Raw genomic sequence first — 18,577 nt, forward strand, 5'->3', positions numbered from 1 at the left:
CAACCCGTAATTTAAGCTGATTTAAATTTTAAAAAGTTGAATCAAACTTCAGATAAGTTATAATTTTTTACTACAAAAATTTAACAGAAGAGCGATTCAACTTATGGAAATTATTCTACCAAAAATATCTTCAAGTCTATCTAAAATGTGGACTAAGGTTTTAAATCTTGAAAATTCACTTTTTCCTTCTTTGAAAAGAGAGCTTCAATTAGAAGAGTTGTCAAATAAAGAGCAAAAGCTTATTAAGATATTAGACTTTGCTGCGATTGAAAAAAATATCACTGTCGTATCTATTACAAACACTCCAAAGCATAGAGAAGAGATTGCACGAGCATTTATTGCAAAGAGTGTTTACAATATCCAAACAACCAGAGACCTTATCGATAGACTTCATAGTGATAGAACGCTGAGGATCTTGTGTGGGTGGAGATATAAAAACGATATTCCAAGTGAGTCTAAATTTAGTAGAGTCTTTAAGGAGCTCAGTGAGCTTAAAATTGCACAAAAGACGCATGAGCAGTTTGTGAAGGAGTATCTAAGGGATACACTCTTTTTTTATAATGCAAGTGATGCAACAAAAATACCACTGAGAGAAAAACCTGTAAAAGTAGAAAAAGAAAAGTTTAAACCAAAAAGAAGAGGACGACCTAAAAAAGGTGAAACAAGAGAGCCTAAAACACCCAGTATCTTGCAGCAACAAGAAGATATGAAAACCACAAAGCAGATGCTATCTTTGGTATCAACGCAGTGTGGAGTTGGAAGAAAACAGAATTCCAAAGGCAACTTTGAAACATGGATAGGAGGGAAACTCCATATCAGTGTAGTAGATGGAGATATCCCTATTACTGCTATTTATTCAGGGGCAAATGTTCATGATAGCTCAGTAGCACTTCCTCTTATAAACGAGACAAGCAAAAAAGTATCATATCTTTATGACTTACAAGATGCAGGATACGACAGCAATATTATCAGAGATTTTTCCAAAAAACTAAATCATAGACCGCTTATTGATATCAATCCGAAGAACTCCAAAGAGTTAAAAGGAAAAATTCAACTTATAAAAGATGAAAAAAAGAAATTTAAAATTCTAAACCTTACTCAAAGTTTAGATACCCATCACTATAACCAAAGAAGTATGGTTGAGCGTGTAAATAAATACCTCAAAGAAGACTTTGGATGCAGTAATATTTATTATAAAGGAGCTACAAAAGTAGCTTCTGTTTTAGCATTTGGTATTTTATCAGTTTGTATTCATCAGAGTTTGAAACTGGTAACATAACTTTTAGCTAAAAACACTAAAAATTAGCCATTTTTAAAACTCAACCATCAAGCACGCACCCAATAATAGTTTTTTATCTAAAATTGACCCATAAAGCGGTAAAATGATTAAAAGTTTAAAAGATCTGCTTGATAAGCTTAGTAGGTTTACAAATTCACTAGTTTATGATGGTGGAATTTGCAAGCGGCTCAATAGATTAAATAATATAAGAGTTAAAAATAAAGATTTAATAGATAATACAAAAGTTGAATTAATGTCTAAAATTTTAGATTCAATTTCTCATCAATGGAAAAATCCAACTTTAAGAATATCTTCTGAATTATCTGAGTTAAAATCAAAAATAAATGAAGAACATATAAAAAAAGAACAACTTTTAAGAATACATAATAGTATTCAAAGTGAGTTAAAAAGTTTATCTTACATGTTAAATGAAATTAAATATTTATTTAATAAAAATAAAAATGAACAAATTATTATTAAAGATATTATAAATGAGTTAAATGATGTTTTAAGTAATGAGTTTGAGCTAAATAAAATAAGCTTGAAATATATAAGCTTTGATGATTTCTCTATTGAATTAAACCCTGTTGAATTAAGAAATATACTATTTAATTTGTTGAAAAATATTGTGATACAAAGTACAATTTCAAATAATGAAGAGACTAAAATTTATATAGAAACAATTAAAGAAGATGATGGAGTATTAATTAAAATAGAAGATAATTTAGAAATAGAAAGTAAAACGTTTATAGATTCTATTTTATCAATTGAAGATAGTTCTATTGTTGGAACAAACATAGGAGATTATTTATATTTGTGTAAATTATTAGTAAAAAAAAGTAATGGTATAATTTGGTGTGAGTATACAAAAAAAACTACAAATTACTATTTAAAGTTAAATAATTTAAAAGGTAAATTGTAGATGAAGGTATCTTTTTACGTAAAATTATTTATTGCTTTTGTAATTTTTGCCATTTTACTTTTAGGTTTTTCTACATTTGTATTTAATCATTTTTATAGTTTTCATTCTAAGAAACAAAAACAAGAATTGATAACACAACTTATTTCAAGTAAAGAAGAGATTTTTAAAAATTATATTTTAGATTTGGAAAAGAAAGTGAATTTCTTGAAAGATATTTATGCTTTTAAGAAAGATAACAATTTTGATAATGATTTAAAAAGAATTCTAAAAAAAGATACTACTTTAAATAGTTTAACTATTTCAACTTTAAAGGGAAATATTCTATTAAAAATTCCAAATAGTAATTCCATTGAAAATAAAATTATTCATGAAATTTATAATAAATCATATTATAAAAATATAAGAACATTAAAAGAGAATAATTTTTATCATTTTTATGAAAAAAAAGATACTCCAATTTTAGTATCTATATTAAGAACTAAAGATAGCTTTTTTATTTTAGAGGTTGATTTTAATAATATATTAAAAAATATAAGTATAAATGAAGAAATTTATATTTTTGATATGAAAAAAGATTATTCTATTTATCATAATAAAGCATTTAAAGATTTAACCAATAAAAAGAGTTTTATCTCAAAAAATATTGATATAAATAATAATCAATATTTAACTTTTATAGGTGAAATAAAATATGATTTTGATATTCAATTTTTTAGTAACTATTATGAGTCAGTAATAGTAATTGGTCTATTATTATCAATATTTTTAGCTCTTTTATTTACAAAGCCTATTGCAAGTTTAAATAAAAGTATTGAAGAGAAAAATCAGGCTTTAGATGAAGATATTAAAAAAAGTTTTAAAGAGCAAAGTCAAAAATTAATAGATAAATATATTATATTTATAAAAATTGATACAAAAAACAGAATTATTGATATTAGTAGGGCATTTGCTTATTTATCAGGTTATTCGAAATCTGAACTTATAGGACAAAAGTATAAAAAAATTTTAAAAAGTGAAAATAAAGATCTTTTTAAAAACCTAAAAAAAATAGTTAAAAATAAAAAAGCTTTTTCAAGTGAAATTGAAATTCAAAAAAAAGATGGATCAAGTTTGTGGCTTAGAATAAATGTTGAAGCAAATTATGATGAAAAAGTGGTTAAAAGTTTTACAATCATTGCAACAGATATAAGTGATAAGATAATGATTCAAGATTTGTATGAAGACCTTAATCATCAAAATACTCAATATAATGCGATTTTTGAAAATGTTGATAGTGGAATTGCATTAATAGATTTAGATGGTAATTTTAAAAAAATCAATCATGTATTTACTAAACTTCTAGGTTATTCAAATGAAGATTTAATAAATATGAGTTTTTTAGAGTTGGTATTTAAAGACTCCAAAGAGATTTTAGTTAAATTACTCCTTGAAGTTAAAGAGTTGGGATATATTTCAAATATAGAACAAATATTTTTACACAAAGATGGAAATGAAGTTCATTTAGAAGTATCTTTTAATCTATTATCAGATGAAAAACATTTTGTTTTTGTTGTTAATTCACTTGAAGATAAAAGAAAATTACAAGAGTTAAATCAAAATTTAGAACTAAGAATTAAAGAAGAAGTTGAAAAAAGTATTCAAAAAGACAAACTTCATCAACAAGAACAAATTAAAAATGCAAAATTAACTTCTATTGGTTCATTAGCTGCTGGCATTGCCCATGAAATAAATACACCTCTTACTTATATAAAAGGTAATTTAGAGTTGATGTATTATGATATTTTAGATTTACCTGAAAGTTCAATTCAAGAAAGAATGAAATCTGATAGTGAAAAGATGCAAGAGGGAATTGAAAGAATTGCAAACATAGTTGATTCAATGAGAGAAATGTCTCAAAGTACAAAAGAGATAAAAGAGAATACTAATATCTATGCAACACTTATTACATCTTTAACAATGGCACATAATAGATCAAAACAGGTTTCAAAAATCTACTTGAATAATAAATTATTTAATATAAATACTTCAAGTAAAGATGAGTTTGAGTTTTTTAGTATAGTTCAAAAGCAAAGAATAGAACAAGTTTGGATTATTATTGTGAATAATGCATTAGACGAACTTGTAAAAATTGAAGATTATGAAAAAAGAAATTTATCAATAAATATTAAATATGAAAGTGATGAAATTATTATAAGATTTAAAGATAATGCTGGTGGCATAAAAGAGGATATTATTGAAGATATTTTTGAACCTTTTATGTCTTCAAAAGAACACAGTGGAATGGGTGTTGGATTAAATATTGCTAAAAAAATTGTAGAAGAACAAGATGGAACTATAATCGCTTTTAATGAAGATGAAGGTGCTGTTTTTGAGGTTAGATTAAAGGCCTTTGAAGAAATCTCTAATAGTTAATTAAATACAATTACAAAAAAATTAAAGTAGGGTGATGAGAGTAGCATTTATTGGAGATATTGTAGGCAGACCTGGTCGAAGAATTATTAAAGAGAACTTATCAAAAATTAAAGAACAATATGAGATTGATTTTGTAATTGCAAATGCAGAAAATGCAAGTCATGGTTTTGGTTTAACTATGACAAATAGTTCTGAGCTTTTTAAAGCAGGAATAGATGTTATTACAGGTGGGAATCATAGTTTTGATAAGAAAAAAGATATGATGGCATTACTTGAGAATGCTGATGTGTTAAGACCTGATAATTACCCTGAAGGATTAGTTGGAAGTGGTGTAAAGGTTTTTGAAGTTTCAAGTAAAGATGACATTGAAAAACTAGCAGTTGTAAATTTAATGGGACAATTTGCTATGCCTACAGTTGAGAACCCTTTTAATTGGGCAAAAAAAGTTATATCAAAACTTCATGATGAGGGAGTTAAAAATATATTTATAGATTTTCATGGTGAAGCTACAAGTGAAAAAAGAGTAATGCTAATGATGTTTAAAAATCAAGTTAGTGCAATCTGTGGAACTCACACTCACGTAGGAACTGATGATTTACAAATATTTGAAAATACTGCATATTTAACAGATATTGGTCTTACAGGTTGTAGAGACAATGTTATTGGAATGGATGCAAAAATTCCAGTTCAAAAAGCAACAACAGGAATTGGTGGGCATTTTGAAGTTCCAAATAATTGTAAATCAATTTTACAAATGATGGTTGTAGATATGAGCGATGGCAAAGCTTCTAATGCTTTTAAACTAAAAAAATACTGCAATAAAAGTCAACACTTTATAACAGAGGCCTTTGTTGAATAGTATTTCTAACTCTTATGAGCTTTTAAAGTTTTTAAAAGAGCAGAATTTATTAGAAGATGAGCCAATAAATTGGTGGCCAAATGATAATGATTTTGAAATCTTTTTAGGCTCAATTCTAACTCAAAATACAAAATGGACAAATGTCGAAAAATCCTTAGAAAATCTTAGAAATTTAGATCTATTAAGTTTAGAAAATTTAATAGAAGTTGATAATGAAATTTTAATAAATGCAATTACTCCAAGTGGATTTAAAAATCAAAAATCCCTAAGAATTAAACAAATCTGTAAAAATATAATTGAAGATTTTGAATACTTTGAAATTTTTTGTAAAAATGTTTCAAGACAGTGGTTATTAGCTCAAAAAGGAATTGGTCCTGAAACTGCTGATGCTATTATGTGTTATGCTTGTAAGCAAGATTATATGGTAGTTGATAAATATAGCGCTAAACTATTAAGTAGATTTGGATATGAATTTGAAAGCTATGAAGAACTACAAGAATGGCTGGTATATGGAATTAATGAAAATTACGATAAAATATCCAAACTATATGGTTATGAAATCTCATTAAATAGAATATATTGTCGATTTCATGGCAAAATTGTTGAATACATGAAACAAAATCCAAAGGGCTAATTGATGATTATAATTCCACAGACAAAAGGTGGTGTAGGTAAATCTACAGTTGCAATGCAAGTAATCGCTCCATACTTGTATAAAAAGCACGGAAAAAAAGTTACATATATTGAAATTGATGATGAGAATAATGATTCTCAATCATTTACAAGAACAGAAATTGTAAATAAAAAGATGTTAGGAACTAACAGATTAACTGAACTTGATGAATTAATCCTAATGGATGATAATCATGAAGTTATAGTTGATGTTGGTGGAAATAAAACATCTTCACTTGTGCTTGAAGAGATTAAAAAAGTTGGTTCTTTTGGAAATGTTAAATGGATTATTCCATTAGGTGATGGTGAACTTGATGGAAAAAATGCAATTGCAACAATGAAAAAAATCAAAAAGATTGAAAAAAATCCAGAAGAGAATATTATATTTGCTTTAAATAGATCAATCTCTATGGAAGAGGATTATTTTAAAGAACAGTTTATTAACTTTTTTGGACATAAATATTTAGATTCAAACTCAGTAATTTGTGACTTTGTTAAAAATCCAAAATACTTTCCAGTTAAAAATGATAAAGTAATTACAATGAGTAGATACTTAGGAAGTACAGTTTGGGAAATGGCATACAACAATAGTGATTTTGCAGCAAAAGCTATGAAAGCAAAAGAGCTTGGAGATATTGAAAGTGCTAGAAAATATCTTTTTTTTAGAAGAATTCAAACTGAAGCAAAAGATTATGTAATCAACACTTTAAATAGAATTTTCTGTGATTTAGATAAATGGATTGATATTAAAAAATGAGTGATATGAGTTTTAAACAAGCAAAAGAGCTTGTTGAACGAATGGAATTTTCTGAAATCGCTTTAAAAAAAGCAGTTACAAATTTAGAAAAATCATCAAAAAATTTTGAGCAAACACTAAAACACCAAGAGGATTTAATTTATAAAATCCCAGAAGCTAATAAAAAAGTTTCATATATGGCAATTGCAGTTGCTGTTAACATTGGTTTTGTTTTAGGTTTATTAGTAGCAAAATTTTTTTTATAAATAGTAGGGATAAATAATAAATGGGTAAACAAGAAAAAATTGTATCAATGTTCAATGATATTGCAGGAACATATGATGTAGCAAACAGAGTTTTATCAATGGGAATTGATAAATCATGGAGAAACAAAGCTTGTAATAAAGCATTTGAGCTTTATGGAAATAAACAAATTGAAAAAATCGTAGATGTTGCTTGTGGTACTGGAGATATGATTATCTACTGGGAAAAAGTAGCAAAAGAAAATGGTATTGACTTACAAAATGTAGTTGGAGTAGATCCAAGTGTTGGTATGATGGAAGTAGGCAAGAAAAAACTTCCTCATGTAGAGTTTATTGAAGCAGGAGCTGCTGATATGCCTCTTGATAGTGATAGTGCTGATATTATCTCTATCTCTTATGGAATTAGAAATGTAGTTCAAAGACAAGAAGCTTTCAATGAATTTGCAAGGGTTCTAAAAAAAGATGGTTTAGTAGTAATCAATGAGTTTACAAAAAATAAAAAAGAGAAATTACTTGACCATGTAACTGATTTTTATATGAATAAAATCTTACCAACTTTAGGTGGAATGATTTCAAAAAATAAAGAAGCATATACATATTTACCAAACTCAATTGATGAGTTTTTAACAACAGAAAATTTATGTAATGAACTTAAAAACGCTGGGCTTGAACCTGTTCATGTTAAAGCATTTTCTATGAATATTTCAACACTAATAATTGCAAGAAAAATCTAATTTTTCTTGCATTTTAGGAATCTATTTTGAACTCACCAATAAGTGTAACAACACTAAATACACAAATTAAATCACTACTAGAAACGACTTTTATTCAAGTTTATGTTGAGGGTGAAATCTCTAATTTAACTTATCATAATTCAGGGCATATATATTTTTCAATAAAAGATGCAAACTCTACAATCTCATGTGTAATGTTTAGGGGAAATGCAAAGTATTTAAAGTTTCAACTTGAAGTTGGACAAAAAATTAATATTAGTGGAAATATAACAGTATATGCTCCAAGGGGAAATTATCAATTATTATGTAATAAAATTGAACCATCAGGAAAGGGTGCATTAGCACTTGCATTTGAGCAGTTAAAAGAGAAACTTGATGCTAAAGGATACTTTAAGGCTGAAATTAAAAAAACACTTCCAAAATATCCAAAGAAAATTGCACTTGTAACTTCTCCAACAGGTGCTGCTATTGAAGATATGAAAAAAGTAGCAACACATAGATGGCCTTTGGTGGAGTTTATTTTAATCCCAACTTTAGTTCAAGGTGAGGGTTCGGCTTTTGATATTTCAAATTCTATTAAATATGCAGATAGTTTAAACTGCGATGTGATGATTGTAGGAAGAGGTGGCGGAAGTATTGAAGATCTTTGGGCTTTTAATGAAGAAATAGTAGCAAATGCTATTTATGAGGCAAAAACACCAATTATATCTGCTGTTGGTCATGAGGTTGATTATCTAATAAGTGATTTTGTAGCAGATGTTAGAGCAGCAACTCCATCAAATGCTATTGAAATAGCATTGCCTGATATAAATGAACATAGAATGTATTTAGATAATGTTTCAAATGAATATCAAAATAGATTTAATAATATTCTTTTAAATAAACAACAAAAACTCACAAACTTAAAAACACTCTTTATTCAAAACTCTATTGAAAGTAAATTTGAGTATATTCAAAGTGAAATTAAAATGTTAAAATCATCATTTAGAACTGATTTGATTCAAAAAATTAATAGCACACAAAATGAGTTAAATCTATTTAATTCTACATTTAAAAACTCAATCTCTTCGATTTTATCTAAATCACAATCCCAATTAGATTTATTAAAATCTAGTTATGAAATGAATCATCCTGATAAAAAAGATAAAAATGGATTTGTACAGATTTCAAAAGAAAATAAAATAATTTCTATGGATACAATAAGTATTGGTGATAAAATAGAACTTCAAAGTCCCAAATATATTGCTACATGTACTGTAAATAACTTAGAAAAACAATAAAATTTAAGTTTACTATAGGTAAAATATTGTGTATTTATATGAATTAATCAATACACAAGCTGTATATGGTGCACGTTAAAAGGAAAACTCTATGGAAAATAATGAAGAAAAAGTAATTGACTGGGCAAACACAAGTGAATATATGACTTTTGAATTAGGTGCTATGAAGTATGCAATAGAACTACCTAAAATTAGAGAAATATTAACGTATCCAGATAATATTACAACTTTACCAAATACTTCAAAATGGGTTAAGGGATTAATTAACTTAAGAGGTGAAGTGGTACCAATTTTAGATATTAGAACTAAATTTAATACAGGACCTGCTAAATATGATGAAAATACATCTGTAATTGCTGTAATTACAGAAGATAAAAGAATGCTTGGAGTTGTTGTTGATTTAGTTGATGATGTTCAAAGATTAGATACAAGCACATTAGCTCCAGTTTCTGAAATGGGTTCTGCAATCCCTTCAAAATACTTAAAGGGTTATGTTAGACTAGATAATAATGAAATGCTAGTTATAATGGATATTGAAAAAGTAGTTGCAAAAGAAGAATTAATTGATAAGTAGGTTAACATGCAAGAAAAAATCCAGCAGTTAAGAAAATTAAAATTATTGTTTGTTGAAGATGAAGAAGAGCTTCTTAACATAATTTGTGACGCATTAAAAAAATTAGAAATTAATTATTTAACTGCATCTAATGGCGTTGAGGCTTTAGAAGTTATATCACAAAATAGTGATATAGATGCTATTATAACGGACATTAATATGCCTCATATGAATGGCTTAGAAATGATTAAAAAGTTAAAAGAGCAGGGCAAAAATATACCTACGATTGTAATGTCTGCACATACTGAAGAAGAGTATATCCAAAAAGCTAAAGAGTATGGAGTAGATAAATACTTATTAAAACCTTTCGATTTTATAAATTTTATTGATATAATTGTTGATATGAAAATTAAGTAGTTTTCATGAAAACTAATAGTAAAAATCTTCTTAAAAATTTTAATTTATTATATGTTGAAGATGATGATGTTGTTAGAACTGAGTTGTCAAAACTTCTTTTAAATTTTTTTAACAATGTTTTTGTGGCTAAAAATGGATTAGAAGGTTTAGATTTATATCATTCTAACAAAATTGATATAATACTTTCAGATATAAATATGCCAATCTTAAATGGTATAGATATGATTAAAGAAATTAGAAAAAAAGATGAGGAAATTCCTGTTATATTTACTACAGCTTTCTCTGATAATAATTATCTTTTAGAGTCAATAAAATTAAAAGTTCAAGAATATATAATTAAGCCTGTGGATATTAGAAGTCTTATTGAGTCTATTTCTAAGATTGCAAAAGTTAAATATCAAGATACTTTATTAGAATTAAGTATTAAAGAACTTAGTAAATTTAAAGATGTAATTGATTCTGTTAATATCGTAATTAAAACAAATAGCAAAATGAAAATCACTTATGTAAATGATCTTTTCTGTAAAATATCTGGCTATTCAAAAAAAGAGTTGCTAGGAAAAGAATTCAAAGATTTAGCTCATAAAGATATGTCAAAAGATATTTATACAAGTTTATATGCAGATGTTCTAAATAATAAGCCTTGGAGTGGCACTTTAAAAAATAGAAAAAGTGATGGTAGTGCTTATACAACAGATTGTTATATGATTACTCTTTTAGATGACAATGGAGAGATTAATGGTACTATTTCAATTCAAAAAGATATAACTCAAGAACAAAATAAAAAAAGAGAAATTCAACTTGCATTAATGAGAGATAAAAGTGATATTTTTAAAAGAAGTCAAGAAGGTAGTCTAGAGCAAACAATAAAGATAAATGAATTATCAAATCAATTACAAAAAGCTCAAGAAGATTTAAATAAAGCTTTAACAAGTATAGATAAATACATGCACAGTGCACAAAAATATAAGATTGAAATTAAAAACTTAAAAACAGAATTAGGTCTACAAAAAAAGAATTCGTCGCATACAAGTAGTTTTAAACTGATGAAAGAGAATTCAGATTTAAAATATCAAATAAAAAGACTTGAAGATAAAGTTTCTTATCTTAGAGAAATACAAGAAAAAGAGTTATCTAATCTAAAATTGCATTATGAAATGCAAGAGGATGAATATAAACAGTCTTTAGAAGAGCTAGAAGAAAAACTAAACAGTATACAAAATGATGAGGTTTTAGTTGAGAAATTAGCATACTGGAAAGAAAAAGCTAAAGATGAATCAACTAAGCTTGAACAATTAGAAAAAAAGATTATATCAGTTGCTGATGGTAAGTTATTAAGTAAAATCTTTAACTAAATTAAGATTTTACTTAGATATTTATTTTATTGTAATAGATATAATTTTTTGATCCATTAAAGGTTTATTACCTCTAGCAGTTGGAACACTCTCTAATTTTTTTACTACATCCATGCCATTTACTACATAACCAAAAATTGTATGTCTACCATTTAACCAATAAGTTGGAACAGTTGTAATAAAAAATTGACTACCATTTGTATTTCTTCCAGAATTTGCCATAGCTAAAATACCTGGTTTATCGAATATTGCATTAGGTGCAAACTCATCTTCAAATGGTTTTCCCCAAATTGATTCTCCACCTGTACCATTACCTTTAGGGTCTCCACCTTGAATCATGAAATTTTTAATGATTCTATGAAATATTAATCCATCATAGTAGCCATTTTTTGCATGAGTAACAAAATTTTCAACCGCTTTTGGTGCAATATCAGGTCTTAGTTCAATTTCAATAGAACCTTTTGTAGTATTCATTATTGCAATTGGATTTGAAGCTTCTAAAAGTAACACAAAAGTACAAATAAAAAATAAAATTTTTTTCATTTTCTACCTTTTAATTTAAATATAGGACAAAAAGTATAGTATAATAGGTTTAAAAATAAATTAAAGAATCTTTTTTAGTCAAGTTTAAAAAAAAAGTGTTAAAATTCAAAGATTTTATAAGTAAGGGTTATTTAAAGATTATACAATACGCCATATAATCATAACCTAGATTATATATTTAATCGTGCTTCATTATCTAAGGACAAAATAGATAGAATCACAAGAGAATATATTTAAGGCAAAAAGCCAGTTAATTTAGGAAATTTAAAAAGGATTTAAGTATATGACATTTGATATGCTATATAGCAAAATTCATAGAGCAACAGTTACAGATGCAAATCTTAACTATGTTGGATCAATTACAGTTGACTATGAGCTTATGCAAGCGGCTAAGTTAAGAGTTGGTCAAAAAGTTGATATTGTTAATATTAATAATGGTGAAAGATTTCAAACATATGTTATTAAAGGCGAGCCAGGAAGCAAAGATATGTGTTTAAATGGAGCAGCAGCTAGAAAAGTTGAAATTGGTGATAAAATTATTGTTATTGCTTATGCTTCATACAATGAATCTGAATTAGAAAATTATGAGCCAACTGTAGTTTTAGTTAATGATAAAAATGATATTGATTTAATTACAAATGAGTTAGTAGGGAGTGATTATGTTTGATGGAATTGATTTAAAAAATTTAGATTTAAATAAAATGATGGGTCAATTTCAAGAAATGGCTGAAAAATCTAAAGAAGAGAATGAATCAAGAATTTTTACTTCAAAAGCTGGTGGTGGAATGGTAGAAATTTCTATCAATGGTAATTCTGAAATCGTAGATTTACAAATTGATGATTCACTTTTAGAGGATAAAGACTCTTTACAAATTTTACTAATTTCTGCTATGAATGATGTAATTAAACAAAGTGATGAAAACAAAAAAATGATGGCAATGAACATGATGGGTGGTCTTGGTTCTTTTGGCCAAAAGTAGTATATGAAAAAACTATTACAACAGTTCGAAACTTATTTATTAAATAACTTACCACAATCTAAATCTTTTCATCCATATTTTGAGGATGCTTTATCTGAGATGCTAAAAGCTGGAGGAAAAAGATTTAGACCTATGCTTTTACTTTCAGTTGTAAAATCAAATAAATCTTTACTTTTAGCAAATGCAATGCCTGTAGCTCTTGGTTTAGAGTTTTTGCATACTTATTCATTAGTTCATGATGATTTACCTTCTATGGATAATGCTGATTTAAGAAGAGGATTTGAAACAATTCATAAAAAATATGATGAAGTAACTGCTATTTTAGTAGGGGATGCTTTAAATACTGAAGCTTTTAATTTAATCTCAAATGCATCATTACATAATGACATAAAAATAGAGTTAGTAAAATGTTTATCATCAAATGGCGGAATTGATGGAATGATTATAGGACAAGCAATTGATTGTTTTTTTGAAAATCAAAAGCTTGAACTTAATCAACTAGAGTTTTTACATATTCATAAAACTGCAAGACTTATTGCAGCTTCTTTAAAAATGGGTGCAATAATCAGTGAATATGACATAGAAACTCAAAATAAATTATATGATTTTGGAATTGACTTAGGATTGTTATTTCAGATTCAAGATGATATTATAGATGAAACTCAATCTAGTGAAGAAGCTGGAAAAACTACTCAAAATGATGAATCAAAAAACTCTTTTGTAAATTTACTTGGCCTTGATGGTGCAATTAATAGTGCAAATGAACTAGCAAATAAGTGTGAAGCTACATTAAACACACTTGAAGATAATTTAAAAAACTCATTAGAAGAACTTTTATTAAAGTATATCAATAGACATAAATAAAACTTTTGATATACTCTTAGTCAATTTAACTCAAACCTCTTGACAATTTATAAAAAATTTTATAAAATTTGGCACTTGGAAATTTAGAGTGCTAAATTCTAAGTTAAATTAGAAATATAACATAATTAAAAATAAAGAAGGAAGTATAATGAATTTTAAACCATTAGGTAAAAGAGTTCTTGTTCAAAGAACACAAGCAGAAGAGAAAACTGCAAGCGGAATTATTTTAGTTGATTCAGCTAAAGAAAAACCAAATACAGCTGTTGTAAAAGCAATTGGTACAGATGTTACTGAGTTAAAAGAGGGTGACACAATTGTATTTGAACAATACAGAGGAACTGAATTCACTTTAGAAGGTGAAGATTATTTAGTATTAGAAATTGAAAATATTATAGGAGTTATGTAATGGCAAAAGAGATTTCATTTAGTGATAGTGCAAGAAATAAATTATACTCAGGTGTTGAAAAATTAGCAGATGCTGTTAAAGTTACAATGGGACCAAGAGGTAGAAACGTTTTATTACAAAAAGCTTTTGGTGCTCCAACAATTACAAAAGATGGTGTTTCTGTTGCAAGAGAAATTGAACTTGAAGATACATTAGAAAATATGGGTGCACAACTTGTAAAAGAGGTTGCTTCTAAAACTGCTGATGAAGCAGGAGATGGTACTACAACTGCTACAGTTTTAGCACATTCAGTATTCAAAGAAGGTTTAAGAAACGTAACAGCAGGTGCTAACCCAATTTCTTTAAAAAGAGGTATGGATAAAGCTTGTGAAGCAATTTTAGCTAACTTAAAAGAGTCTTCTAAAGTTGTTGCTAATAAAACTGAGATTGAGCAAGTTGCTACAATTTCTGCAAACTCTGATAAAGCAATTGGAGCTATGATTGCTGAAGCAATGGATAAAGTTGGTAAAGATGGTGTTATTACTGTTGAAGAAGCTAAAGGTATCGTTGATGAATTAGATGTTGTTGAGGGTATGCAATTTGATAGAGGTTACTTATCACCATACTTTATTACAAACTCTGAGAAAATGATTACTGAAATGGATAATCCATTTATTTTATTATATGACAAAAAAATCTCTAACTTAAAAGAGATGTTACCAATTTTAGAATCAGTAAATCAATCAGGAAGACCTTTATTAATCATTGCTGAAGATGTTGATGGTGAAGCATTAGCTACTTTAGTAGTAAATAGATTAAGAGGTTCTTTAAATATTGCTGCTGTTAAAGCTCCTGGATTTGGTGATAGAAGAAAAGCTATGTTAGAAGATATCGCTGTATTAACAAACGGTACTGTTGTATCTGAAGAGTTAGGAATGAAACTTGATACTTGTGGTATTGATGTATTAGGAAGTGCTTCTAAAGTAGTTATTGATAAAGATAATACAACTATTGTTGATGGAAATGGAACAGCTGATGCAGTAACTGGAAGAGTTAATCAAATCAAAGCTGAAATGGCTAATACAACTTCTGAGTATGATAAAGAAAAATTACAAGAAAGATTAGCAAAACTTTCTGGTGGTGTTGCAGTTATCAAAGTAGGTGCTGCTACTGAAACTGAAATGAAAGAGAAAAAAGATAGAGTTGATGATGCACTTTCTGCAACTAGAGCTGCTGTTGAAGAAGGTATTGTTATTGGTGGAGGGGCTGCATTAATTAGAGCTGCTGCTAAAGTAAACCTTGAATTAGATGGTGATGAGCAAATTGGTGCAGATATTGTATTAAGAGCTATTAAAGCACCTATGAAACAAATTGCAATCAATGCTGGATTTGACGCTGGTGTTGTTGTAAATGAAGTTGAAAAAGCATCTAGTGATAATTTAGGATTCAACGCTGCAACTGGTGAGTATGTAGATATGTTTGAAGCTGGTATTGTAGATCCTGCAAAAGTTGAAAGAGTAGCTATGCAAAATGCAGTATCAGTTGCTTCATTATTATTAACAACTGAAGCAACAGTAACAGATATTAAAGAAGAAAAATCAGGTCCAGCTATGCCAGATATGGGTGGAATGGGCGGAATGCCAGGAATGATGTAGTCATATTAAGACTTCATCAATTAAATAAGTCTCTTAATTTATTTAAGAGACTTATTTCTAACTTACTAGTTTTAACCCCACAATAGAAAATATTAACATAGATATAAAGAATAATCGTAAAAAGCTTACGGGATCATTATAAAAAACTATTCCAACTATTACTGTTCCTATTGCTCCAATTCCAGTCCAAACTGCATAAGCTGTTCCTATTGGAATAGATTCAATAGCTTTAGTTAACATATAAAAGCTTGCCATTGCAAATAAAATAAATAAAATAGTAGGAAATATTTTTGTAAAATTTTCAGTAAGTTTTATCATAGAAGCAAAGCCTATTTCAAGTAAGCCAGCAATAATTAAATATGTCCAACCCGTCATATAAGTCCTTTATTTAATGAATGTAATAAATTTTGAGTATTAAAAAAGGGAAGTTATAAAAACTTCCCTTGAAAAATTATTTTTATAAATAATACACTCATTTATATAATCTACTCGTAAGTAAATTTAATATCTTAATTAGTGTTTAACAATGCTAAAAATGTGAATCCTTCGTCATTTACACCTCCGTATTGTTTTGATAATGTAATTATAACATCATTTTAAATTAAAGTTTACTGAAATTAAAAAAAATTATTTTTCTAAAGCTAAGATTAGTGTGATTGTTGTTCCAATATCTTCATTACTTTGAATTTTGATATCTCCATTATGAATATCTACAATCTTCCTAACAATGGACATTCCAAGGCCCGTACCCCCTGAATTTTTATTTCTACTTTTATCTGTTCTATAAAATTTTTCAAATATTTTATTTTGTTTGTTTTTTTCAATACCAATTCCAAAATCTTGTACTGAAATTTCAAAAAAACTATTGTTTTTATTACCTTTTACAATAATTTTGCTATCTTTATAGCTATATTGTATTGCATTTTTTAGTATATTTTTTAATGCAATTTTGATTAAATTTGCATAACAATTAAATTCAACACTATCTTTTAAATCTAAAATGATATTAATATTATGAAGTTTTGCAAGATTTTTTACTTCATTAATTGATTCATCAATTATTTCATCTATATAATAGTTTTGCATTTTATCTATCATGATTTCATTTTCATTTTTTGCTAAAAATAGTAAGTCATTTATTGTTTGCTCAATTGTTAATATCTCATCAAGTGAAGTTTGAAGAGTCGATTTATATTCATCAATATCTCTATCTTTTCTAAGTGCTATTTCTATTTCACCTCTAATTATTGTAAGTGGAGTTTTTAGTTCATGGGATGCATCTGAACTAAATTGGCTAACCCTTTGAAATGATTCTTCGATTCTTTCTAAAAGGGAATTTATTTCAAGTATCAGTGAGTCTATCTCATCATTTGTATTCGTTGATTTTATTCTTTCAGACAAATCATTTGCATTGATTCTTTTTAATTGATTTAATATCTGCTCAATTGGTAAAAATGATTTATATATAATAAAGTTTCCACCAAGTATTGAAAATATTAAAATAATTGGTAAAATAAAATAAAGTATATAAAGTAAGTCTTCAAGAGTGGAGCTTAATATCTCTTTTGTAGTTGCAACTTCAACTATAATATCATTTTGTTTATGGAAATTAATTTTTATTCTACTAACTAAATAGTTGTTTTGTTCTTCAAAAGTGATTATCTCTTTTTCTAAGGTTTCTAAATAGTCATCATCATGAATAATATTATCTGGATAGTTAGGAGTTTTTGATATTGTTTTGTGTTTAGTAGCTTCCATAACTCTGATATATAAGGGATCCATCATATACTCAATATCTTCATCTAAGGTTTTATCACTAATATTTTGATGTTCTAAAATATCATCTGTAACATCAAGTATAATTACTTTTAGATTAGCTTGAATTTTATCTAAAGTAGTGATTTCTAGTGATTTATAAAGTGCAAAAGAGAATATTATCAAAACTAAAAATTGAATAACTATACTATATAAAACTAATTTTCTTTTTATTGATAGATTAGACATCACTAATTTTAAATCCTATTCCTCTTACAGTTTTTATAAGTTTTTTATCAAAATTTTTATCTATTTTATTTCTAATTCTATAGATATAAACATTAACTATATTACTCATATTTGAGTTTTCAAAAGAGCTTAAAGAATCACTGATTGTAGTCTCACTTAAAACTCTATCTTTGTTTTTAATTAGGTATTCAAGTAGTGTAAACTCTTTTGATGTTAGTACTATTTCTTGAGAATCTCTTTTTGCTGTTTTATTTAGTAAATCAAGCTCCAAATCAGCAATTTGTAGTTTTGTTTGTACATTTGAAGTAGTTCTTAGTTGTACCCTAATTCTTGCAAGTAATTCTGCAAATGAAAATGGTTTAGCAAGGTAATCATTTGCTCCAATATCTAAACCTTTTATTTTATCTTCAATTGAATCTTTAGCTGTTAGCATTATAATAGGAGTTTGAATATTTGAAGCTCTTAAACTTTTACAAACTTCAATTCCATCTTTTATAGGAAGCATAATATCAAGTAAAATCAAATCATATTCATTTACACTTGCTAAATATAATCCTTCATCTCCATTTGTTGAAGAGTCAACTATATAGCACTCTTCAGTTAAACCTTTTTTTAAAAAGTTAATAATTTTTTCGTCATCTTCTATAATTAAAATTTTCATATG

At 27.0% G+C, this 18,577-nt stretch carries 21 protein-coding genes; 17 read left to right on the top strand and 4 right to left on the bottom strand.

Annotation, left to right across the window (positions count from 1 at the left end; all coding sequences use genetic code 11):
- The first annotated feature begins 103 nt into the window (after positions 1 to 103).
- From APAC_RS02295 to APAC_RS02350, 12 genes are all read left to right on the top strand, one after another.
- Positions 104 to 1,279, top strand: coding sequence for a transposase (locus APAC_RS02295; RefSeq protein ID WP_130232576.1), 1,176 nt, complete (start codon positions 104 to 106; stop codon positions 1,277 to 1,279).
- Positions 1,280 to 1,382: 103 nt separating this feature from the next.
- The gene (locus APAC_RS02300; protein WP_130232577.1) at positions 1,383 to 2,201 is read left to right on the top strand and encodes a histidine kinase; all 819 of its coding nucleotides are present in this window, start codon (positions 1,383 to 1,385) and stop codon (positions 2,199 to 2,201) included.
- Entirely contained in the window at positions 2,202 to 4,613 is a 2,412-nt protein-coding gene (locus APAC_RS02305; RefSeq protein ID WP_130232578.1) for a PAS domain-containing sensor histidine kinase, read from the top strand.
- 34 nt (positions 4,614 to 4,647) lie between these two features.
- A complete protein-coding gene (locus APAC_RS02310; RefSeq protein WP_130232579.1) occupies positions 4,648 to 5,472 on the top strand; it encodes a TIGR00282 family metallophosphoesterase in 825 nt (274 codons plus the stop codon).
- A complete protein-coding gene (locus tag APAC_RS02315; protein ID WP_130232580.1) occupies positions 5,465 to 6,106 on the top strand; it encodes a 3-methyladenine DNA glycosylase in 642 nt (213 codons plus the stop codon). Before APAC_RS02310 ends, APAC_RS02315 begins: the two co-directional genes overlap by 8 nt.
- A 3-nt stretch (positions 6,107 to 6,109) precedes the next feature.
- The gene (locus tag APAC_RS02320) at positions 6,110 to 6,901 is read left to right on the top strand and encodes a nucleotide-binding protein (RefSeq protein WP_130232581.1); all 792 of its coding nucleotides are present in this window, start codon (positions 6,110 to 6,112) and stop codon (positions 6,899 to 6,901) included.
- 5 nt (positions 6,902 to 6,906) lie between these two features.
- Positions 6,907 to 7,146 carry a hypothetical protein gene (locus APAC_RS02325; RefSeq protein WP_228255936.1) on the top strand — a complete coding sequence of 80 codons (240 nt, stop codon included), beginning with the start codon at positions 6,907 to 6,909 and terminating at the stop codon, positions 7,144 to 7,146.
- A gap of 20 nt (positions 7,147 to 7,166) precedes the next feature.
- A complete protein-coding gene (ubiE, locus tag APAC_RS02330; protein WP_130232583.1) occupies positions 7,167 to 7,877 on the top strand; it encodes a bifunctional demethylmenaquinone methyltransferase/2-methoxy-6-polyprenyl-1,4-benzoquinol methylase UbiE in 711 nt (236 codons plus the stop codon).
- Between the two features lie 26 nt (positions 7,878 to 7,903).
- The gene (xseA, locus tag APAC_RS02335; protein ID WP_130232584.1) at positions 7,904 to 9,157 is read left to right on the top strand and encodes an exodeoxyribonuclease VII large subunit; all 1,254 of its coding nucleotides are present in this window, start codon (positions 7,904 to 7,906) and stop codon (positions 9,155 to 9,157) included.
- A 91-nt stretch (positions 9,158 to 9,248) separates the two neighbouring features.
- Positions 9,249 to 9,731 carry a chemotaxis protein CheW gene (locus tag APAC_RS02340; protein WP_130232585.1) on the top strand — a complete coding sequence of 161 codons (483 nt, stop codon included), beginning with the start codon at positions 9,249 to 9,251 and terminating at the stop codon, positions 9,729 to 9,731.
- Between the two features lie 6 nt (positions 9,732 to 9,737).
- Positions 9,738 to 10,127, top strand: coding sequence for a response regulator (locus tag APAC_RS02345; protein ID WP_130232586.1), 390 nt, complete (start codon positions 9,738 to 9,740; stop codon positions 10,125 to 10,127).
- A gap of 5 nt (positions 10,128 to 10,132) precedes the next feature.
- Positions 10,133 to 11,482, top strand: coding sequence for a response regulator (locus tag APAC_RS02350; RefSeq protein WP_130232587.1), 1,350 nt, complete (start codon positions 10,133 to 10,135; stop codon positions 11,480 to 11,482).
- Between the two features lie 21 nt (positions 11,483 to 11,503).
- Here APAC_RS02350 and APAC_RS02355 read toward each other — a convergent pair whose 3' ends face one another.
- Complete coding sequence (locus APAC_RS02355; protein ID WP_130232588.1) at positions 11,504 to 12,025, bottom strand: peptidylprolyl isomerase; 522 nt, start codon at positions 12,023 to 12,025, stop codon at positions 11,504 to 11,506.
- Positions 12,026 to 12,308: 283 nt separating this feature from the next.
- On the opposite strand from APAC_RS02355, the gene panD reads away from it, so the two are divergent.
- The 5 genes from panD to groL all read left to right on the top strand — a co-directional run bounded on the left by panD (position 12,309) and on the right by groL (position 15,909).
- Positions 12,309 to 12,692 (top strand): aspartate 1-decarboxylase, encoded by a 384-nt coding sequence (gene panD, locus APAC_RS02360; RefSeq protein ID WP_130232589.1) that lies wholly within the window; start codon positions 12,309 to 12,311, stop codon positions 12,690 to 12,692.
- A complete protein-coding gene (locus APAC_RS02365; RefSeq protein WP_130232590.1) occupies positions 12,685 to 13,005 on the top strand; it encodes a YbaB/EbfC family nucleoid-associated protein in 321 nt (106 codons plus the stop codon). The genes panD and APAC_RS02365 overlap by 8 nt, the downstream gene beginning before the upstream one ends.
- A 3-nt stretch (positions 13,006 to 13,008) precedes the next feature.
- Positions 13,009 to 13,869, top strand: coding sequence for a polyprenyl synthetase family protein (locus APAC_RS02370; RefSeq protein ID WP_130232591.1), 861 nt, complete (start codon positions 13,009 to 13,011; stop codon positions 13,867 to 13,869).
- Positions 13,870 to 14,017: 148 nt separating this feature from the next.
- Positions 14,018 to 14,275, top strand: a complete 258-nt coding sequence (groES, locus tag APAC_RS02375) for a co-chaperone GroES (protein ID WP_130232592.1) — start codon at positions 14,018 to 14,020, stop codon at positions 14,273 to 14,275.
- Positions 14,275 to 15,909 carry a chaperonin GroEL gene (groL, locus tag APAC_RS02380; RefSeq protein WP_130232593.1) on the top strand — a complete coding sequence of 545 codons (1,635 nt, stop codon included), beginning with the start codon at positions 14,275 to 14,277 and terminating at the stop codon, positions 15,907 to 15,909. Before groES ends, groL begins: the two co-directional genes overlap by 1 nt.
- A gap of 57 nt (positions 15,910 to 15,966) precedes the next feature.
- Here the strand turns inward: groL and APAC_RS02385 are convergent, their stop codons facing one another.
- From APAC_RS02385 to APAC_RS02395, 3 genes are all read right to left on the bottom strand, one after another.
- The gene (locus APAC_RS02385; RefSeq protein WP_130232594.1) at positions 15,967 to 16,284 is read right to left on the bottom strand and encodes a DMT family transporter; all 318 of its coding nucleotides are present in this window, start codon (positions 16,282 to 16,284) and stop codon (positions 15,967 to 15,969) included.
- A gap of 252 nt (positions 16,285 to 16,536) precedes the next feature.
- Positions 16,537 to 17,913 carry a sensor histidine kinase gene (locus APAC_RS02390; RefSeq protein WP_228255937.1) on the bottom strand — a complete coding sequence of 459 codons (1,377 nt, stop codon included), beginning with the start codon at positions 17,911 to 17,913 and terminating at the stop codon, positions 16,537 to 16,539.
- Entirely contained in the window at positions 17,906 to 18,574 is a 669-nt protein-coding gene (locus APAC_RS02395; protein ID WP_130232596.1) for a response regulator, read from the bottom strand. Before APAC_RS02395 ends, APAC_RS02390 begins: the two co-directional genes overlap by 8 nt.
- Positions 18,575 to 18,577 lie beyond the last annotated feature (3 nt).

Source organism: Malaciobacter pacificus (genome assembly GCF_004214795.1).
Classification (GTDB): domain Bacteria; phylum Campylobacterota; class Campylobacteria; order Campylobacterales; family Arcobacteraceae; genus Malaciobacter_A; species Malaciobacter_A pacificus.